Annotated in this window: 18 protein-coding genes and 1 other RNA gene; 2 read left to right on the top strand and 17 right to left on the bottom strand. The window is 45.7% G+C overall.

Annotation, left to right across the window (positions count from 1 at the left end):
- Positions 1 to 231: 231 nt before the first annotated feature.
- On the top strand, positions 232 to 846 hold the full coding sequence (locus ACI31H_RS01625) for a sugar O-acetyltransferase (RefSeq protein ID WP_439770257.1): 615 nt from the start codon (positions 232 to 234) through the stop codon (positions 844 to 846).
- 131 nt (positions 847 to 977) lie between these two features.
- Here the strand turns inward: ACI31H_RS01625 and ACI31H_RS01620 are convergent, their stop codons facing one another.
- From ACI31H_RS01620 to cdaA, 15 genes are all read right to left on the bottom strand, one after another.
- Positions 978 to 1,868 carry a GRP family sugar transporter gene (locus ACI31H_RS01620; RefSeq protein ID WP_439770256.1) on the bottom strand — a complete coding sequence of 297 codons (891 nt, stop codon included), beginning with the start codon at positions 1,866 to 1,868 and terminating at the stop codon, positions 978 to 980.
- Positions 1,869 to 2,028: 160 nt separating this feature from the next.
- On the bottom strand, positions 2,029 to 3,501 hold the full coding sequence (locus ACI31H_RS01615; RefSeq protein ID WP_439770259.1) for a sensor histidine kinase: 1,473 nt from the start codon (positions 3,499 to 3,501) through the stop codon (positions 2,029 to 2,031).
- A gap of 13 nt (positions 3,502 to 3,514) precedes the next feature.
- On the bottom strand, positions 3,515 to 4,228 hold the full coding sequence (locus ACI31H_RS01610) for a response regulator transcription factor (protein WP_439770255.1): 714 nt from the start codon (positions 4,226 to 4,228) through the stop codon (positions 3,515 to 3,517).
- 16 nt (positions 4,229 to 4,244) lie between these two features.
- A complete protein-coding gene (locus tag ACI31H_RS01605; RefSeq protein ID WP_439770254.1) occupies positions 4,245 to 4,751 on the bottom strand; it encodes an ECF transporter S component in 507 nt (168 codons plus the stop codon).
- Positions 4,752 to 4,756: 5 nt separating this feature from the next.
- Complete coding sequence (locus ACI31H_RS01600) at positions 4,757 to 5,584, bottom strand: bifunctional hydroxymethylpyrimidine kinase/phosphomethylpyrimidine kinase (protein WP_439770253.1); 828 nt, start codon at positions 5,582 to 5,584, stop codon at positions 4,757 to 4,759.
- Between the two features lie 147 nt (positions 5,585 to 5,731).
- Positions 5,732 to 6,107, bottom strand: a transfer-messenger RNA (tmRNA) gene (gene ssrA, locus ACI31H_RS01595).
- An 81-nt stretch (positions 6,108 to 6,188) separates the two neighbouring features.
- A complete protein-coding gene (locus ACI31H_RS01590) occupies positions 6,189 to 6,746 on the bottom strand; it encodes a LysM peptidoglycan-binding domain-containing protein (protein WP_439770252.1) in 558 nt (185 codons plus the stop codon).
- Positions 6,747 to 7,063: 317 nt separating this feature from the next.
- Positions 7,064 to 7,870 carry a Cof-type HAD-IIB family hydrolase gene (locus ACI31H_RS01585; protein ID WP_439770251.1) on the bottom strand — a complete coding sequence of 269 codons (807 nt, stop codon included), beginning with the start codon at positions 7,868 to 7,870 and terminating at the stop codon, positions 7,064 to 7,066.
- Positions 7,863 to 8,336 carry a MarR family winged helix-turn-helix transcriptional regulator gene (locus tag ACI31H_RS01580; RefSeq protein ID WP_439770250.1) on the bottom strand — a complete coding sequence of 158 codons (474 nt, stop codon included), beginning with the start codon at positions 8,334 to 8,336 and terminating at the stop codon, positions 7,863 to 7,865. The genes ACI31H_RS01585 and ACI31H_RS01580 overlap by 8 nt, the downstream gene beginning before the upstream one ends.
- 11 nt (positions 8,337 to 8,347) lie before the next feature.
- Entirely contained in the window at positions 8,348 to 10,186 is a 1,839-nt protein-coding gene (locus tag ACI31H_RS01575; RefSeq protein ID WP_439770249.1) for an acyltransferase family protein, read from the bottom strand.
- A gap of 142 nt (positions 10,187 to 10,328) precedes the next feature.
- Entirely contained in the window at positions 10,329 to 10,640 is a 312-nt protein-coding gene (locus tag ACI31H_RS01570) for a hypothetical protein (RefSeq protein ID WP_439770248.1), read from the bottom strand.
- Between the two features lie 313 nt (positions 10,641 to 10,953).
- Positions 10,954 to 12,774, bottom strand: coding sequence for a glutamine--fructose-6-phosphate transaminase (isomerizing) (gene glmS / locus ACI31H_RS01565; protein WP_439770247.1), 1,821 nt, complete (start codon positions 12,772 to 12,774; stop codon positions 10,954 to 10,956).
- 368 nt (positions 12,775 to 13,142) lie between these two features.
- Positions 13,143 to 14,498: a phosphoglucosamine mutase gene (gene glmM / locus ACI31H_RS01560; protein ID WP_439770246.1), complete on the bottom strand. Its 1,356-nt coding sequence runs from the start codon at positions 14,496 to 14,498 to the stop codon at positions 13,143 to 13,145.
- A gap of 3 nt (positions 14,499 to 14,501) precedes the next feature.
- Positions 14,502 to 15,365, bottom strand: a complete 864-nt coding sequence (locus ACI31H_RS01555) for a CdaR family protein (RefSeq protein ID WP_439770245.1) — start codon at positions 15,363 to 15,365, stop codon at positions 14,502 to 14,504.
- Complete coding sequence (gene cdaA / locus ACI31H_RS01550) at positions 15,352 to 16,203, bottom strand: diadenylate cyclase CdaA (RefSeq protein WP_439770244.1); 852 nt, start codon at positions 16,201 to 16,203, stop codon at positions 15,352 to 15,354. The genes ACI31H_RS01555 and cdaA overlap by 14 nt, the downstream gene beginning before the upstream one ends.
- A gap of 101 nt (positions 16,204 to 16,304) precedes the next feature.
- On the opposite strand from cdaA, the gene ACI31H_RS01545 reads away from it, so the two are divergent.
- Positions 16,305 to 16,964 carry a DUF1361 domain-containing protein gene (locus ACI31H_RS01545; protein WP_439770243.1) on the top strand — a complete coding sequence of 220 codons (660 nt, stop codon included), beginning with the start codon at positions 16,305 to 16,307 and terminating at the stop codon, positions 16,962 to 16,964.
- Between the two features lie 100 nt (positions 16,965 to 17,064).
- Here ACI31H_RS01545 and rbsK read toward each other — a convergent pair whose 3' ends face one another.
- Together rbsK and murB are read right to left on the bottom strand one after the other, a co-directional pair.
- A complete protein-coding gene (rbsK, locus tag ACI31H_RS01540; RefSeq protein ID WP_439770242.1) occupies positions 17,065 to 17,985 on the bottom strand; it encodes a ribokinase in 921 nt (306 codons plus the stop codon).
- A gap of 274 nt (positions 17,986 to 18,259) precedes the next feature.
- Positions 18,260 to 19,153 (bottom strand): UDP-N-acetylmuramate dehydrogenase, encoded by an 894-nt coding sequence (gene murB, locus ACI31H_RS01535; RefSeq protein ID WP_439770241.1) that lies wholly within the window; start codon positions 19,151 to 19,153, stop codon positions 18,260 to 18,262.
- Between the last annotated feature and the right edge of the window lie 36 nt (positions 19,154 to 19,189).

Here is a 19,189-nt window from a genome sequence, read left to right as displayed (position 1 = left end):
GTTAACCATCGCCTGCATTTCACCGAGTTCGTTATCATGAACAAATTGCTTTAAGGCACTACTGTCAAATTTTAACTGTGTCATTATCAGAGCCTCTTTCTTAAATAGATTAACTTTACTTCTAAATGATAGCGGATTCTGTAGTCGGTTTCAATCATAATTATAAATATCTCGTAGCCATTGCAACCGACTTTACCATTTGCCATAATTTAAATATGGGAGTGACCTTTTATGGATGAAAATACTAAAAAGATGCTAGCGGGACAACCTTACTGTCCAGATACCAAAGAGCTCAACCAATTTTCAAAGTATGCTCATCGGCTCTGTCGTGATTACCTACTGACAACCGATGAAGATACGGTCGAACGGACGGCCATCATCGACCGGCTCTTTCCTAACCACCAGGAGGGCGTTTATCTTCAGGGACCCTTCTTCGTCGATTACGGTCGGTTTACCACGCTCGGGAAGAATTTTTACGCCAACGCTAACCTTACAATTCTTGATACTTGCCCGGTTAAAATTGGTGATAACGTCATGTGTGGCCCGAACGTTACGATTGCTACGGCTACACACCCGCTGCGTTACCAACAACGTAACCCGCGTCAGCAAGCTGACGGACGTTTTACCGACTACGAATATGGTAAGGCGATTACGATCGGCAATAATTGTTGGCTTGGTGCGAGCGTAACGATTTGTCCCGGTGTGACAATCGGCGATGGCTGCGTGATTGGCGCTGGCGCCGTGGTGACCAAAGACATGCCGGCAAATTCGTTAGTACTGGGTGTTCCTGCTAAGGCAGTCCGGCAAATTACCGCAGACGACCACATGGATAACTTCCCTTACTAAGAGAGGGCCTTGTAGGACCGGTTGCCTAACCGCAAGCAACGAAACTATTGTAATATTGAAACTAAAAAAGAGGCTGGGAAAAGCCAATTTTCCCTAGCCTCTTTTTTGAATCTATTTCCCGGGTAATAATCTTAGTGGGCAAAGGCAGTTAGAATACTACCACAGACAACAAAGATAATACCTAAGACTGTAAAGCCCATTTCCCGGTTGGTCTTCCGTTCGTGCAGGACCAGGATCCCACCCAGGGTTGCAATAACAACGTTTAATTGGGTAAAGATAAAGGCCACGTTAGTACCAAGTGAACGCCCGGCAAAGATGTAGGCAAGCGCCGCAATCCCCCAGGAAAGACCACCAAAGATGTTTAAATACTGTTCCTTTTGCTTAAATGCCTTAACATTACCAGAAGCAATGGCGTAAATGATGGCACCAATCAAGATCCCGATCATTTCCGGTAAAAAGATCCCTAGTGACTTTTCATCCTTTAACCATGGCAACTTCGGGAAGGTCGAGTAAACCCAGTAACCGAAAGTCGTAATTAACAGGAAGAAGAAGTTTTGAACCGTGACCTTTTTGCTAGATGCCTGGTCAGTAATTGACGTCATAAGGGCACCGAGAATCACGATCAGCAATGCACAGAAACCAATAATCAGAGCCCGCTCAGTGTGCCATTCACCAAAGAAGATCACACCGATGATGGAATTACCGGCTAACTGGAAGACCGTTGATAGCGGCATCGTGTTGGAAACACCCATACGCTTGAACGAAACGAATTGACCGATCTGTCCGGTTGACCACAGAGCCCCACAGAGGACTGAGATCCAAAAGCCCCGGCTACTAACTACCACGGCACCAGGATTACCACTTAACTTAGCAACTGCAAAAGCAATTAAACCAACAATCGTGGCACCAGCACCAATACCGAAAGTTTGGTTAACGGTGGAACCGCCAACCTTCCCAGTAATCAGGGGCATAACCCCCCAACCAACGGCGGGAACCAATGCAAGTAAGTACGTAAGAAGCATAACAATTCTCTCCTATCAATCAATCTACAAGGAAATAATTTATCACACTGGAAACGCTTGCACAACCCCATAATTTTTGGTCTAGTCGGCAAAACATTGTATTAATAGTAAGTAACTTTCTAAATAAAAAATTGGTCCAATTGCAAAACGTTTACTATTTTTAATTGTGATCCTGTTCGGCCGCGTGAGCCGTCTTGCTATCTGGGAAGAAAATTGTAAAGGTACTGCCCTGGCCGATCTTACTCTTAACCGTAATTTTCCCGTTATGGAGGTGCACCAGTTGGTGAACAATCGCTAGACCTAGACCGGACTCGCCATACTTGGTGTTCATCCGTGAACGGTCGGCCTTGTAATAACGTTCCCAAATGTTCTCTAACTGATCCGGTGTCATTCCGATCCCGTCATCTTGAACTATGAACTCAGTTCCGTTATCGACCTGTTTTCCTGCTACAAGGATATGGCCATTTTCGGTAAACTGAATCGCGTTTTGAATAATGTTAAACATAATTTGAACAAAGTGGTCATAGTCCGCATAAACCAACAGGCCGTCCGTCACCTTCAGTTCGATCTGATCCCCCTGGGCACTGGCCTTCTTGGCGAGCTGTTCCTTTAGATTATGTAAAACAGCGGCCGCATCAAAGAGCTTACGGTCCATGGCGATCTGATTCGTCCGGATCTTTTCGTAATTTAAGTTGTCATTAACTAGCCGAATTAGCCGCTTAGTCTCATTTTGCATCAGTTCAATGCTGTGCTTCTTATCCTCTTCTGGAATTACATCGTATTGCAGCCCCTCGAGGATCCCATTAATAGTAGTCAGCGGTGTCCGCATTTCGTGGGCAGCATTGGCCATGAACTGCCGCCGCCGCTCTTCTTGGCGGTGGATCTCTTTCTGCGAGCGTTGCAAGGAGGCCGTCATTTGGTTAAAGCTCCGGGCAAGGTCACCAATTTCATCATTTCCCATAATCCGCAAGCGAACATCATAATTCCCCTTAGTAACCTGGTAGGTTAACTTACGCAGGCGGTTAACACGCACCGTAATGGATCGGGAAAAGATATAACTAGCAGCAACCGTTAACAGCCCGGCAAAGAGCAGTGCTACTAACAGGTTAAGCTTAATCTCATGCATATTTTCTTCTAAGGAAGAAGCAAAAGTAGCAATTGCCACCACCGCTACTAACTTGTTTTTTACACGGTAGGGACGAATAATTTCGGTCATTCGTGGTAGTGACGTTGGCGAGATCTTCTTGGAAAGACGGGGGGTCGTTAATTTAATATAAATCGTCTTCCCCTTTTTTAACTTAGCCCAGCTATCAGCCGTAATCGTCGGCGTAAAACCATTACTAGTGAAAACCTGCTGTTGACTGGTATCATAAATGGCAAAATGGACATCCTGATGAGCTAATAAACGGGCATTGGTATTTAGTTCCGGCGTAGCAAAGCCCTTAAAGTCATGTTCAACCGGATCATAACGGATTGAGTCCTGAATTAAGCTGTCAGAATCCTGACGAAGTTGGCGCCAGGTATCCTGGTACATTGACCGGTTGGTAACGTTAATAAAAGAAATACTGATGATAATCATTAACAGTACAATGATTGTAAAGAAGCTCAGCATTAGCCGGTACATTAGCTTCATTCTGGTAATCTTTTTAAGCTTCGTCATCGAATTTATAGCCTACTCCCCAAACTGTCTTGATCACTTGTGGTCCTAAGTCTTCAAGCTTTTGCCGGAGCTTTTTGATATGGGCATCAACGGTTCGTTCATCCCCGTAATATTCATAGTCCCAGACGAGCTGAAGCAACTGTTCACGGGTAAAAACCTGACGAGGTTTGGAGGCCAGCGTCTTTAGCAGGTCAAATTCCTTTGGCGTTAGGTCGGCGATCGGCTGATCATATAGGTATACTTCCCGGGTTTTAGTATTCATCCGGAAGTGTTTGGTAACCACGTCAAAGCTGTCTTCTTCATCTTTTTCTTGGCCAACCGGTGCCTTAGCAAGCTGGCTTCGCCGGTAGAGGGCCTTAATCCGAGCAATTAAGGTAATGGCGCTAAAGGGCTTGGTGACGTAATCATCGGCACCAACTTCTAGGCCTAATACCTGATCACTTTCGGTATCACGGGCCGTCAGCATAATTAACGGTACCGTTGGTGAAACCCGCCGAATATCGGCCGCTACTTGCATACCATCCTTTTTAGGCAGGTTTAAATCCAGGAGGATAATATCCCATTTAGTTGGGTCCTGGTTAAATACTTCTTCAGCTTCTACACCGTCATAGGCAAATTGGTAATTCCAATTTTGTTTTTTTAAAAACATTGCCATCATTTCGCAAACCGAGTGATTATCTTCGATCATTAAAATATTCACTATCTAAACCTCCCTATTATTTATTAAGCGAAACATGTAACCGGCGACGTAATGGTACTTCGAAGCAAACGGCAATTACGGCTCCTACTAATCCTTGGATTGTATTAGGAATAATTCCTAGAACCCCTGTTGCCCAACTGTACAATAATGAATCAGCAAAGAGGTAGCAGATCACCATAATCACCACTCCTAGTACCAAGCCCAGGAGACGGCCCCAACGGTTAGGCAGCCAACGGGCCACTAGTCCAACTATCAGCCCCTCTAACCCATGGGCAATAAACGAGAATGGTGCATACTGGGCAAAGCCGGAAATGAGGTCAAGAAATAGTCCGGCAAAGCCACCAATTGCTCCACCATACCATGGCCCCAGGAGAAGGGCGCCGATCAAGATCGCGGCATCACACAGGTTTACATTCCCCCGGGTCCAGGGTAACGGGATTAAGAATACCCGGCCAAACACCACTGCTAATGCTAAAAATAACGCTGCTAAGGTTAACTTCTTTATTCTCTCTTGTCTCTTCATATTTATTATCCCTTTCGTGCTAAATCAGCCAGTAGCGCTTGAAGACGGAGACCATAATAACGCTCTTCTTCAGGTAACTGACTCGTTTCCGCGACTGCTGTGGTCAGCGCTGCCCCCGCAGCAGTAATTGCTTGTTCTAAGCCGAACTGCCGGTTCAAAAATCCGGTTAGTAAGGCCGCAAAGGTATCGCCGGTTCCGTAATAATGTCCCGGGAAATACTTTTCCGGCAGGTAGACGACGTGCTGATGTTCAACCAGCCAATATCCAATCACCGGTCCGTTCCTAACCCCGGTCACTACCACTGGTGCCGTAATCTTCATTTTAGATAGCCGGTCCATTAACTCAGTGAGGTGCTCCCGACTCGGTGCCATTACTGGCTGACCGGCTAGAATGCATAGTTCCGTCCAATTGGGAGTAATTACCGTCGCCCGCCGGCACAACGAGCGAAGTAACCGGGGATAGTGACTGGTAAGTCCCGGGTATAACTGCCCTTGATCTGCCATTACCGGGTCGACAATTAACCGTGGCGGCCTAAGCTGGTCTAATAGCTGGTGGACCGTCGCTATTATATGGGGACTACCGAGGTAGCCAACCAGTGCACTCTTAAACTCAACTCGCTGGTCTTGCCAATGGTGACTCGTCTTAAGTAGCCAATCGGCGGTTGCCAATTGTACCGGCCGTCCAAAGCCCTCCGTTTGCGTCGATAAAAGACTGGTGGGCAAGAGGGCCGTAGTTTCACCAAGAGACTGCAGGATGGTAACGGCCGCCACAGTTGAAATCTGACCCAGTGCCGAACAATCTTCGATAATTAACGTTGGCTTTACCTGACCCATTCTTGCCATACCACCTTTACTTAGTTTTAGTCATCATTATATACTTTTCATTAGTGAATTGGAAAGTCTTTCAATAATCAAAATACTAATATTTCGTATAATAAAAAGTTGCTAAGTACGTACTTAGCAACTTTTAGGTAAATATATTTATGGAGATGACGGGAGTCGAACCCGTGTCCAAGCATATCGCCATTTCAACCTCTACGTTCGTATCTCAACTATTTAAAATTCACTAACCAAAACGCCGTTGATCAGGGCAACCATGACTAGCTAGCTTGATTAATCTCTTCTAATTACTTCAAACGGGAGTAAGTAGCGTAGTCCACTAAAATATAAAACCTACCTTCGCATCATGGACGAACCCGAAGTAGATTTACGCGCGCTACTTGTTAGGCAGCGTATGCGTAAGCATTTGAATTATTGTTTGCAGTTATAATTTAAAACTGAGCGTTTTTACGAAGACGCAACCTTCGAAACGCAGTTGAAACTCGACCTATACCTGTCGAATCCAAAAAACATCCCCGTTACAACCATTATCATATCATACCCACTACTAATTTCCTAGCAAAAAGGATCACGCATGGAGCGTGATCCTTTTCTTTTATTACCACCAACCGTTGGCTTCCCAGTGGGCCTGTGCGGCTTGCCAAGAACCGTAACGGTTTTGCATATATTGTTGAGCAACCTTCTCCTGGTGTTCTGGTGAAAGGTCACCACCAAGGTAGGCTAAGTCTAACTGGTAACGTCCATAGTGAACACCGTTTTGGACAGTATAGCTTCCCCGTGATTCATGGTAAGCAATCCAGTCCTTAGCTGCTTGTTCACTGCTACTAAGTTGTGGTGTCTTAGTATCATCATCCTGGCCATTACTTTGCTGTGAGTCGTTATCATTGTTGCCCACGGGAGTAATTTGGCCATTTCCCTTAATTAAGAGCTTTTGTCCAACATGGAGCTGGTTCATATCGCCCAGGTTATTGTCCTTGGCAATCTCATTGATTAAGCTGTTATCCTTTGCGAACTTGTAAGAAATACTCGAAAGGGTATCACCACTTTGAACGGTGTAAACCATGTCGGCGTTGGCAACCAATGCAGTTGTTGAAACGCTTAAGGCTACCACCCCAAGAGTAGTAAAGACTTTTACCAAGTTTTTCTTAGTATTCATAAATAAAACAACCATCCTTTTATTAATATAGTTATTTAACTCATTCAACAGCATCTATGGTACACGGCCAACTTTACTAACATGTAACAACTATTTTTCGCTTTCCCCGTTTTCGCTATGTGATTGTTAATTAATTGTAATATTGTAAATTGATATTACAATTTTAATATGATTAATCGCTATTTAATAAGGACTATTCAAGAAGTACTTCTTATTGCTAAAAGGCCTCAGTTAAAACAAAAAGTGGGGGATTTCCTCCAGAAAAGTACAGATTTTCTGGGAAAACGCCCCACTTTAACGTCTAATATGACCTTTTATTACAATTGTGTTGCAAAAAATTGCTCGCAATAAGTGGCCACACCATCGTCCTCGTTGGAAGCAGTGATTGCCGTAGCCGCTGCCTTAACTTGCGGAAGTCCGTTGGCAACTACCACGCCCTGTGCTGCCGCTTTAATCATTTCTAAATCATTATCGGCATCGCCAAAGCTCATCAGGTTACTAAAGTCCTCACCAAAGTGCTTTAATAACACTTTTAACCCGACGGCCTTATTAACACCCGTCGGTAGGAATTCCATAATCATTGGCTGGGATTGCACAGCATGGTAATGTTTCGTCAGTGTGGCCGGCAAACTCTTAATAATCGGGGTTAACTTTTCTGCCGGAATTGCCATGACTGCCTTACTATAAGTCTTCTCCGGCAAGTCAGCACTAGCGATCGGTTGGAAGTTAATGTGCTTTAGTACGGTTCGGTAAATGGAGCCCGGAAAGTCGTTCAATTCGTAGACCTGATCAAAATCCAGTACGTTTAGCGGAATCCGGTGCTGCTGAACGAACTGCAATAACGGTGTCAAGTCCTGCTTTCTCATCCCAAATTCAAAGAGGTGCTCCTTCGTGAGGTTATTGATAACTAACCCCCCGTTAAAGGTAATGGTGTAGTCACTAGGCGTCGTCAGCCCCAACTGCTCAATATACGGCCAAATAGCATTAATCGGCCGCCCCGTACATAGTACCACCTGAATTCCCTGCTGGTGGAGCCGCCGCAAGACGCGTTTATTTCGCGGCGAGATCTCTTTAGCATTGTTCAAGAGGGTATTATCAAGATCTAGTGCAATCATCTTAATCATTTTGCTTCGACTCCTTATTGCTACCCGGGTTATTCTGGAGAATTTGCTTGTTAAAGTCCGCCAGAAGGTCCAGCAGCATTTGCCCCCGTTCACTGCCATAGATTGCAACCCATTTTTTAAACCGTTTCTTTACATTGGCAGTAATCCGTTGTTCAACCGTTTTCCCGGCTGGTGTTACCACCAGTGCCTGACGACGGCGATCGGCCGGATCCCGCTTCTGAGTAACGTAGCCGTTTCCTAGAAGAACCTTTAACTGTCGCGAAACTGCACTTCGGGTAACCTTACGCTGACGGGCAATATCCATCAACTTAATTCCCGGCTGCTTCGTAATACTTCGTAAAATAAGGTATTGTTCAAAGGACAAGGCAAATTCGGCCGAGGGCTCTGAAATAAACGCTTCTAGTCCCTTTAAGCCGCTTAAGTAAACATCAATTGCCTGATCTAATAAATACTCATCTTCAGTCAATCAAAGCACTCCTATCGGTGGTTCAAAATTGCCTTGGCAATCATCCGGGTATAGTGAATATTTCCTTGATCGTCCATGTGCACATTATCATCGGCAAACCAGTCCGCATGATTATTACTTTCACCATACCAGTCAATTACATGGACATTCTTATGTTTTTTGGCCGTTTCTTTAATCTGCCGGTTAACCGTTTGTTGCCATGGCTTGGTTGGTACGTGGGCTGTTAACCAGTAAATTTGCCGGTCATTACCAATTCCGGCAAGAATCTGGTCGATGGTTTCCTTCGTCATTGAGCCGTTGGTTCCTAAGTTAAGAACCACAATCTTATTTAGGTGTCCCTGAGACTTAAGCTGGTCAATTACCGCGGGAGCCTCGCTTCCCTGCCGGCCGACCTTTGCATCAACATAGGCCTGTGGCATTAACTCCTGAATACTATTAGCCGCGTCAGCCATGACCGAGTCACCGATCGCGGTTATTTTGGTCTTCTTTAGTTCCTTAATCTGTTGATTCGTTAGGTTATATTCCTTTTCAAGCTTGGTTGGCTTGCCAGTGCTTGCCTGTTTCCCCTCTGCCAGCTGCTTATTATGCTCTGCCGCCGCCTGGTGGTTACGTTCAATACGGGCCTGAACAGCTGTCTTCGCAGGCTGGTGGTCAGGTTGACCGAACCCAAACAGGGCAATTCCTAATGCCAATACTCCAAACGCCATCTTAATTCCTCCTTGCCAAGATAGGTACCGTAAGTCGTAAATATCCTGCCGTAAGTTTGTCCAATCATAGTGGGCCAATGGGTTTTCTAACAAACGATAGGAAAGTTCACTAATCAGCGCAATAATCACAAACTCAACCAGTGCATTGATCACCGGGTGCTCACCAATATGGACTAACCGCTCGTAAAAGACCATCACTGGGTACTGGTAAACATAGATCCCATAGGAACGTTTACCAACCCACGAGAAGAAGCCATTCGTTAGCCAACGATTCATACTGGAACCGGGATGAAGGATCATCGCAATGAGGATCATCCCGACAAAGCTGTAGAAGAACATTCCCCCACGATAGGTGACGGGGCTTTGTCCGTTTAAGGTAAAGAAACCGTAGATGGTAATAATAATTGCTACGATTCCAATCCCGTTTAACATTCGCACATCTGACCGGATTAAATTCCTACGTAACCGGTCTACCGGCCAGGTTAATCCTAGCCAGGCTCCTAATAACAGGGAAAAGGCCCGGGTATCAGTACCGTAGTACACCCGGTTGATATTGGCCGGGTCATATAGGACGGCCATTTCAACTGCCGACAGGATTGCTAATAATAGGACAATCCGACTAACCCACTTTTTCTTTTTAAATACCCGAAAAAGTAGTAATAAGATTAGCGGCCATAATACATAGAACTGTGCCTCGACGCCCAACGTCCACAGGTGGGTAAAAGGTGACGCCCCGCCAAACTGGTCAAAGTAAGACTGGCCATTTTTTACTTCCCACCAGTTGTAGACCCACAATAAGTTCGTGATAATGGTTGCCTTAATGTGGTGAAGCAGCGGGTGGGCGAATAGTGTTATGTAAGCCGTCGTTAGCACCAGCATTGCAACTAATACTGGGTAAAGACGTTTAAACCGTCGCTTGTAAAAGCGCCGCACGTCAAAGTAACCGTCGTTAGCTACGTGCTTAGAAATCTGATATGTAACAAAGTAACCCGAAATTAACAGGAAAAGGGGTACACCGAGGTAACCCCCTTGCAGTACGTTTGGTAACAGGTGATAAATAATTACCCCTAATACCGCTAATGTACGTAGGCCATCAATCCCCGTAATGTAATGACGCTGCTGCCTACGTCCAACTGATCTCATCTCTCCAAAACCTCCACTTTCTATAACTCCTCATCAAATTATACTGGCTCAAACCGCGGCTGTATAGGACTTTTTCAACAAAAAAAGGCCACGACCGGTACCGCAGTTGATAATTTCTTTTGAATAATGATTCCTGGTCAAATTAACCAATATGATTTTCGTTAAGAATGGCCTTAACAACTTCGTCCATTTCCGGTGTTCGTTTCCACTCTTCCCAGTGATCCATTGATTCATCCTGCATTTGGTAGTGACTATTAATAAAGTTTTCGTATTTAATTACATTTTTAGAATGGGGAATGTTTAACTGGAGAATCCGGACCTCCTTAATATATCCCCGTTCAGCGGCTAATTCGGCCCGACCATTATGGACCATATTGCCAATTTCGTAATAGCTACTCCCATCGTTGCGGGTAATCTCTTCAATCAAAGTTAGTACTTCGTGTTGCTTTTCCAAAACGAACTCTCCTTTCCCCTAGCTATTATAACGACTTTAAAACAAAAAATCACCGTCGCGAGGACGGTGATTGGCATAAGAGAGAAAGAGAATTGATTAGAAGGTAAATACTTAATACCTTGCAACTATTATGATAACGGTTACATTGGATGATGTCAACACAATTTTAAAATAAATGTCAATTTATGTCTATTATTTTAGGCACTAAAGCGGTCACATTACTATGAGGTAAAAAAAGAGCGTGATAGCGGCCATCAATCGCCTCTATCACGCTCCCCTTCTTCACTACAATTGTGGGAAACTTCCCCTATTTTTATTGAACCGTAACTGACTTAGCCAGGTTCCGTGGCTTGTCAACATCAAGGCCCTTGCCAAGACTAGTGTAGTATGCCAGCAGCTGGGCAGGAATTACACTCAGCAACGGACTTAACATTTCATCAACATCTGGTAGAACAATTGTGTCGTCCTCTTGGGCCAGGTGACGCGAAACAATCGTAATCGTGCTTGCTCCCCGGGCCTTCGTCTCATCCAGATTACTCCGGGTCAAACCGGCCGTCCGGTCCTGCGTAATAATTCCGATTACCGGTGTATGGTCTTCAATCAGTGCGATTGTCCCGTGCTTTAATTCACCAGATGCAAAGCCTTCCGCTTGCACGTATGAAATTTCCTTCAGCTTCAAGGCCGCTTCTAGTGAAACCGTCCAGTCGATTCCCCGACCAATGTAAAAGGCATTGCGTGGCTTCGACAGGTAACGTGCGGCAACTTCTTCGAGCTTCTTCTTGCTGTCCGTAATTGCTTGCATTCCGTTGGCTACTAAGCCCAGTTGGTGCTTAACATCGAAGTCCTTAGCAGCTTGCTTACCTAGGTATTCACCCAGCGCTTTAGCTAAGATTGCTTCAACGGCAATTTGGGCCGTGTACGCCTTAGTAGAAGCAACGGCAATTTCCGGACCCGCGTAAAGCAGTTCGGTAAAGGTCGCTTCCCGTGACAACGTTGACTTATCAACGTTGGTAATCGTCAGACTTGGCCAGTTATTCTTGTTAACGTTAACCAGTACCTGTCGACTATCAGCAGTTTCACCACTCTGACTTAAGAAGATGAAGAACGGCTTCTTGGACAGCAGTGGTTGCTCATAGGCAAATTCAGAAGAAATATGAACACTCGTTGGAATTCCACAGAGCCGTTCAAAAATACGGGCACCTACTAAACCGGCATGGTAACTGGTCCCAGCACCAACGATGTAAAGGTGGTCAGCAGCCGCCATCGCCTTTAACAACTTTTCATCGATTTGTGGTTGATCATCCGCCCCAAAGTACTTTTGAACCAACTTCCGCATTACTGCTGGTTGTTCATCAATTTCCTTAAGCATGTAGTAAGGGTAAGCACCCTTATCCGCGGCATTAGCATCCATGTCTACAGTGAAGGATTGCCGCTTCTTTTCGTTGCCATCAAAGTCCTTGATCGTAACGTGGTCCGGCTTCACAATTACTAATTCGTGGTCCTCAATTTCCATAAACGTGTTGGTTTGCTTAAGCATCGACATTGCGTCAGAACCAACCATGTTGTAACCATCACCAAGTCCGACCAGAAGTGGACTCTTGTTCTTAGCTACGTAAAGCGTGTCTGGTTGTTTACGATCCATCAGTACAAAGGCGTATGAAGAATCTGGGCTAATCAAACGTAAGACCTTAAGCAAAGCCGCCTCAGTCGTCATCTGATTATCAACAACAAACTTGTCTACCAACTGAACAATGACTTCCGTATCGGTTTGGCTCGTAAAGTGAACACCAGCCAGGTATTCCTTCTTCAGTTGGGCATAATTTTCAATCACACCATTGTGAACGAGGTAGAAACGGTCATCTTGTGAGTACTGTGGGTGTGCATTGGCTTCACTAGGTTCACCATGCGTTGCCCAACGGGTGTGGCCAATTCCGGACAAACCATGAACATCATCAGTCAATGCTGCCTCCAGGTTGCTGATCCGGCCAGGACGCTTAACTAAATAGTCGTGTCCCTTTTGATCATTTACGTATACACCGGCAGAGTCATAGCCACGGTATTCCAACCGCTTTAATCCTTCAATTAGGATTGAGAGACTCTTATCAGTACCAGTAACTCCAACAATTCCACACATAATTTTTCCATCCTTTTTATATTTAATTAACGCTAAAAATTGGTATAGATAACTTTTAATTAGTGCATTTCACACGCAACTGTATTGTATAGTACAAGTTTTCCCGGTGATTGTCAATCGGTTGCACTTGATTGGTATAGGTCTAATTGAACTAATTGAACATGAACTAGCAGCTAAATAAAAGGGGACGTGACATAAGTCCCTCTATATAGATCAAAAGAGAACAACGCGGTACACAAATGAGGTCCAGAGCTCGGTAAAGCCGAACTCTGGACCTCTATTTGTGCTCGCGGGGGTTCGAAAACGAAGTCGTGACCGACTTCTGTCTTACTCCCTTTGATCCCATATATTAAGTTGTCAGGCCGGCCTTACTTAACTTCTAATTCCGCCCGGGCAACGTCACCAATCTTTTCAACATACTGGTGAACTAGTTCTGGCGTTGGTGCTTCGGCCATAATCCGGAGCAGTGGTTCCGTCCCACTTGGCCGTACTAAGACCCGACCATTACCGGCCATCTCGTCTTCCACTTCGGCGACAACCGCCTTTAACTTCTCGTTTTCCATTGCGGCATTCTTGTCGGCCACCTTGATATTTAACAGTTCTTGTGGGTAGGTAGTCACATCACTGGCCAATTCAGCTAAGGACTTGCCCGTCTCCTTAACCACTGACAATAGTTGAAGGGCCGTTAGCATTCCATCACCAGTCGTGTTGTGGTCCAAGAAAATAATGTGGCCAGATTGTTCACCACCCAGGTTATAACCATTCTTGAGCATCTCTTCAACGACGTAGCGGTCACCGACCTTGGTCTTAACGCTCTTCATTCCGTGAGCTTCTAAGGCTTTATACATCCCCAAGTTACTCATAACGGTTGTGACTACCGTATCCTTTTTAAGCAGGCCCTTACCGTCCATGTACTTACCACAGATGTACATAATCTTATCACCATCAACGATGTTACCCTCGGCATCAACGGCAATGCAGCGATCACCATCCCCATCAAAGGCAATTCCTAGGTCCGCTTCGTTATCGACGACCGCCTTCTGCAGGCTTTCCGGATGAGTTGATCCACAGTCAAGGTTAGTATTTAACCCATTCGGTTGGGCATGGATTGGAACAAAGTCCACGTTCATGTCCGCAAAAAGGTTGGAAACAAAACCACTGGTTGCCCCGTTGGCTGCATCAACGACCACCTTTAAGCCACTTAGGTCAGTCGAAACCGTTTGCTCCAGGAAGGAAGTGTACTTTAAGGCACCCTCATGGTAGTCAACAACCGTTCCCAGGCCCTCGTCTGATGGGCGAGGCAGCGTATCTTCCGGTGCGTCTAGTAGCTGTTCAATTTCGTATTCCAAATCGTCAGAAAGCTTGAAGCCGTCCCCACCGAAGTACTTAATCCCGTTGTACTTAATCGGGTTGTGGCTAGCCGTAATCATTACCCCGGCATCCGCTTCCTGGGCCCGCACCAGGTAGGCTACCCCGGGGGTCGTTACAACGCCGAGGCGCAGAACCTCAATTCCCACGGAGAGCAAACCAGCGACCAGGGCATTTTCCAGCATTTGTCCAGAAATCCGTGTATCACGTGAAACCAGTACCTGTGGACGCTTCCGGTCTGAGTGCCGGGTTAGGACATAACCACCGGCCCGGCCGACCCGGAAGGCCAATTCCGGACTAAGGTCTTGGTTTGCTACTCCACGAACACCATCTGTACCAAAATATTTAAGTTTCATTATTTATTCTCCCCTTTGATTACTTGATGAATTTACACTGCTATTACTCGTATAGCTATCAGCAGTTTGATCATTATTATCCTTATTATTGCTACTTGACGATGAAGATGATGAATCATCCGACTCACTGCTGGATGAATCATTATCACCCCGGCTAATTGGGATCGTAACGTTAGTTGTCTTCGGCATGATCACAACATTTAAAGTCTGACCATTCTTATCAACTGCCTGGAGGGTAACTAACCGTTGTAGGTTCCCCTTCGCATTATTAGGCACCGCTACGAAGGCCACGATCCGACTTACCTTATTGACTTCATCACGGGCCCCGGTAACCTGAACAAACTCCGTATCCAGCCGTGGCCGGCCAACTGAATAACCATTGTCAAGGTCATGGTTACTCAACCGAACACTAACCCGCATGGTAATCGTCTTCCGCGGCTGAATATTAACGTTAATATAGCGTGGCGCTATTACGGCATGCAAATCTGAATTTAATCCGGTCGTTTTGATTGGTACCCGGTGCTTACCCGGACCAAGACTATTTAAATTAGCGTAGACCCGAAAATTCTGCGTATTGCTAGTGGTCGTTACCAGTGCTGACGGTCCACTAACCTTAACGTTAACGTACTGTGGATAACCAGTCACCACGTAGCGGTCATTATCAACCGTGATGTTAAGTGGCATCCGGATTTTAGCCGTTTTATTAGACATTAGCGCTGTCGCCTGGTTACTATCACGGGTGTTTTGGCGTAAAAAGCCATTTTTACTACCGTTAACATAAACAAACAAGAAGATGGCCAAGATAAGTGATAGTAAACGGAGGACCCATTTACGACTAAAAATGCCATCACCATTATTTTTGTGCATGACGACCACCTCCACGCCGGCTAAACTTAGCAGCCAGCTTAGTTATTAAGTTATCCCGTTGCTGCGGCTCATGCTTATAAAGCTGCGAACGGAGGAACTTTAGATAGTCGCTTTGGGACATGTTGCGAATCAGTTCATTATCCTTGGTAATCGATACTTCACCGGTTTCTTCAGAAATAACGATTGTCAATGCATCCGTCACCTCACTAATTCCAACTGCGGCCCGGTGCCGGGTCCCCAGCTCCTTAGGAATTAGTTTACTGTCTGACAACGGTAGGTAGGCCGCTGCCACCGCAATTCGATTATCCTTAATAATAACTGCCCCGTCATGAAGCGGTGTATTCGGAATAAAGGTATTGATCAGTAACGCTCCTGAAATATCAGCGTCTAGTGGAATCCCGGTCTCAATATATTCTTCCAAACCGGTATTCATCTGAATGCTAATTAAAGCCCCAATTCGGCGCTTCGACATGTATTGAATCGCCTGATCCAATTGCTTAATCATTTCTTCTTCCGTCTCATTCGCCGTCTGATGAGCGGTAAAGAACGAGCCCCGTCCCAAGTGCTCAAGTCCCCGTCGAATTTCTGGTTGGAAGATGATCACAATTGCAATCACTCCCCAGTTAATCACCTGGTCCATTACCCAGGAAACGGTACTTAAGCCGACATACCAGCTTACTACCTTTACCAGGATAATGATCAAAATACCACGAAACAGTTGGACTGCCCGTGTACCCCGAATCAAGATCAGTAATTCATAAATCAGAAACCAAATTACGAGGATATCGATTAAGCGAACCAGGTTTTGCAACGTCAGAAGCGAAGCAATAAACTGCATAACATTCACCATCCTCTAAATTCACGTTCATATTATATCATTTTAAGGGCCAAAAATCTGTTATCCTTAAAGTATCGATCTTTTTAAAGGAAGCATAGTACATGAAACAATCGTTACTTCACTGGCTTATCCGGCTCTATTTCTGGATACTAATTATCCTCCTTGCCATTTTTGTTAAGGCCCCCTACGACTTTATGGCCCTTAACACCTTCCTCGGTTACCTCCCCATCGAAATTGGTTTCCAGCTCCGCCGCTTTAACGACCGGCGCGCCCTGGCTTTTTGGCTTGGCCTATTCTTTTGGTTAATCTTTTACCCCAACGCGCCCTACGTTACCACCGACCTCTTTCACCTTTCCTGGCTACATCCCCACACCAACGTTAACGGGATTCTCAAAACGAACCCCGTTATCTGGTTGATCTTTGCCATGATGGTTACCTGTGCATTATCCTGCTTAATTTTAGGAACACTCAGTCTAGAAAAAACGGCCCGCCAATTAACCATGTTAACAACGCCTCATCACCCGGGGGTCAAGAATTGGTGGATTATCCTTTTTAGCCTGTTTTCTGGGGTCGGGATTTACATCGGTCGTTTCCTGCGCCTCCACTCCATTTACCTCCTCTTTACCCCTTCCTGGTTTTTCAGGCAGTTACTTGGTATTTGGTCTTGGCGAATGATTGAGTTTGTATTGATCATGACCGTTATGCAACTCATAACTTACTGGTTGTTAAGGCTATTTCGGTGGGGTAATCAGGTAAGTTAAAATAAAAAGGTGTTTACCGTCACCCTCGTGAGCACAAATAGGCGACAAGCGTTCGGCCTTTCCCGAAATACTTGTCGCCTATTTAGATCAATCCAAGTGATTATTCAGCCAATGCTGCCCGTACCTTGTCAGCTGTCGGGATCGATGGCATGGCCCCCATTTGCTGAACCGTCAAGCTTGATGCCCGTTGTGCATAAACCAGGGCCTCCGCCACGTTGCTTAAATCGTCTTTAAGCTGTGAGCTTAAGGCACCGATAAAGGTATCACCAGCTGCGGTAGTATCAACCGCCTTGACCTTAAAGGCTGGTACCAGGCCGTGGTCAGTTGGCGTCGCGTAAAAGACCCCTTTCGATCCTAAAGTGATCAGGAGGTGCTTAACGCCCCGCGTCTGGAAGTATTCTGCACTGGCCAACATTGACTTCTCGTCCGCAATTTCAATCCCCGTTAGTAGGGCACATTCACTTTCGTTAGGAGTAATAACGTCGGTGTATTGCAGTAATTCCGGAATAATATCGTGTGCCGGTGCGGGGTTTAGAATCGTGGTAACCCCGTGTTGTTTAGCCATCTTAAATGCTTCGAGGGTCACCGCTTGTGGCGTTTCAAATTGACTGATTAAAAAGTCAGCATCACTAAGTACATCATCGACGCCGGCCAAAACGTCCGTAGTCATTGCCTGGTTAGCACCACCATAGATCATGATATCGTTTTGGCCGCTAGCATCTAGGGTCACTGCCGCGGTCCCGGTACCGTGATACTTATCAACCATAATGTGGTGCGTATCGATATTGTTCTCCTTGAGCGCCTCTAACATGTACTGCCCTTCATTATCTGACCCCACTGCGCCAATAAAGGCAGTCTTGGCACCAGAGCGAACCGCCGCAACCGCCTGGTTAGCACCCTTGCCACCAGGAGCGGAACTCTTACTCTTAGCAGAAATGGTTTCACCCGGTTGGGGAAAACGTTCAACGTGGTAGGTGGTATCGACATTAATACTACCTAAAACAACTACTTTATTGCTCATAATGATTTCTCCTTAGTAAATCGTTTTATCTCTATATATTATTTTATCATAGTATAAAACCGATTACAAAAGTTATCATGGCACTAAGTAAAACGTTTTGACAGTATTTTTTTAAAGGGACTGTGACATAAGTCCTTTTACATAGATCAAAAGCGAACAACGCGGTACACAAATGGGGTCCAAAGTCCGGCAAAGCCGAACTCTGGGCCCCTATTTGTGCTCGCGGGGGCTCGAAGACGAAGTCGTAACCGACTTCTGTCTCGCTCCCCCTTTTTTAGTTGCGCCCAATAATCCGTACTTCGGTCTCCAGGCTTACACCAAATTTTTTCTTAACCGTCTCCTGAACGTGGTGAATGACATTCACATAGTCATTGGCGGTCCCGTGGTCAATATTGACGATAAAGCCGGCATGCTTCGTCGAGACCTGGGCCCCACCCGAAGTGTATCCTTGTAAGCCGGCATCGTGAATCAGCTTACCAGCAAAATAACCCGTAGGCCGCTTGAAGACACTTCCACACGATGGTAGGTCAAGTGGTTGCTTAGCCGCCCGGCGCTCATTTAACTCCTTCATTTTAGCCGCAATCTTATCACGGTCTCCAGGAGTCAATTTAAAGGTCGCATCTAATACGATCCCGTGATTTTCTTGAATACTACTGTGGCGGTAACCAAAGTCGAGTTCTTCATTGGTCATTTCCTTAATGGTGCCATCTGGGAGTAGGATCGTGGCCTTGCTGGCCGCAAATTTAGTTTCCCCACCATAGGCGCCGGCATTCATGAAGATTGCCCCACCTACACTACCGGGAATCCCGGCCGCAAATTCTAGCCCGGTCAAACTATGGTCACGAGCAGCAATTGTCGTGTCAATGTAAGATGCCCCGGCCTGGGCAACCACTTCATCACCATTAACGGTAATCTGGTCCATCTTGGTTAAGATCAGGGTTAGCCCTTCAATTCCCCCGTCACGAACAATTAGGTTACTAGCATTTCCCAGTACCGTTAGCGGTAGCTGGTGAGCACTCGCATAGGTTACTAACGTTTTCACCTCGTCAACGCTCTTGGGAAAGGCCAACCAGTCTGCCGGTCCGCCCGTATGGGTATACGTGTACCGCATCAGTGGCTCATCTTGTTTAATTTCAATTTCCGGAAATTCCATAATTAAATTTGCCATTTTGTCTTCCTCATTTTCTTAACTTTAATATTCAAA

This window comes from Limosilactobacillus sp. (assembly GCF_051873035.1).
GTDB lineage: Bacteria > Bacillota > Bacilli > Lactobacillales > Lactobacillaceae > Limosilactobacillus.
Note: the sequence above shows the minus strand (reverse complement) of the source record. Positions and strands in the feature narration are given on the sequence as shown.

What these genes read in the sequence shown, in the direction of transcription:
- ACI31H_RS01625 (WP_439770257.1), top strand. Translation starts at nt 232, where the DNA reads ATGGATGAAAATACTAAAAAGATGCTAGCGGGACAACCTTACTGTCCA.
- ACI31H_RS01620 (WP_439770256.1), bottom strand. Translation starts at nt 1,868, where the DNA reads ATGCTTCTTACGTACTTACTTGCATTGGTTCCCGCCGTTGGTTGGGGG.
- ACI31H_RS01615 (WP_439770259.1), bottom strand. Translation starts at nt 3,501, where the DNA reads ATGAAGCTAATGTACCGGCTAATGCTGAGCTTCTTTACAATCATTGTA.
- ACI31H_RS01605 (WP_439770254.1), bottom strand. Translation starts at nt 4,751, where the DNA reads ATGAAGAGACAAGAGAGAATAAAGAAGTTAACCTTAGCAGCGTTATTT.
- ACI31H_RS01600 (WP_439770253.1), bottom strand. Translation starts at nt 5,584, where the DNA reads ATGGGTCAGGTAAAGCCAACGTTAATTATCGAAGATTGTTCGGCACTG.
- ACI31H_RS01590 (WP_439770252.1), bottom strand. Translation starts at nt 6,746, where the DNA reads ATGAATACTAAGAAAAACTTGGTAAAAGTCTTTACTACTCTTGGGGTG.
- ACI31H_RS01585 (WP_439770251.1), bottom strand. Translation starts at nt 7,870, where the DNA reads ATGATTAAGATGATTGCACTAGATCTTGATAATACCCTCTTGAACAAT.
- ACI31H_RS01575 (WP_439770249.1), bottom strand. Translation starts at nt 10,186, where the DNA reads ATGAGATCAGTTGGACGTAGGCAGCAGCGTCATTACATTACGGGGATT.
- glmS (WP_439770247.1), bottom strand. Translation starts at nt 12,774, where the DNA reads ATGTGTGGAATTGTTGGAGTTACTGGTACTGATAAGAGTCTCTCAATC.
- glmM (WP_439770246.1), bottom strand. Translation starts at nt 14,498, where the DNA reads ATGAAACTTAAATATTTTGGTACAGATGGTGTTCGTGGAGTAGCAAAC.
- ACI31H_RS01555 (WP_439770245.1), bottom strand. Translation starts at nt 15,365, where the DNA reads ATGCACAAAAATAATGGTGATGGCATTTTTAGTCGTAAATGGGTCCTC.
- cdaA (WP_439770244.1), bottom strand. Translation starts at nt 16,203, where the DNA reads ATGCAGTTTATTGCTTCGCTTCTGACGTTGCAAAACCTGGTTCGCTTA.
- ACI31H_RS01545 (WP_439770243.1), top strand. Translation starts at nt 16,305, where the DNA reads ATGAAACAATCGTTACTTCACTGGCTTATCCGGCTCTATTTCTGGATA.
- rbsK (WP_439770242.1), bottom strand. Translation starts at nt 17,985, where the DNA reads ATGAGCAATAAAGTAGTTGTTTTAGGTAGTATTAATGTCGATACCACC.
- murB (WP_439770241.1), bottom strand. Translation starts at nt 19,153, where the DNA reads ATGGCAAATTTAATTATGGAATTTCCGGAAATTGAAATTAAACAAGAT.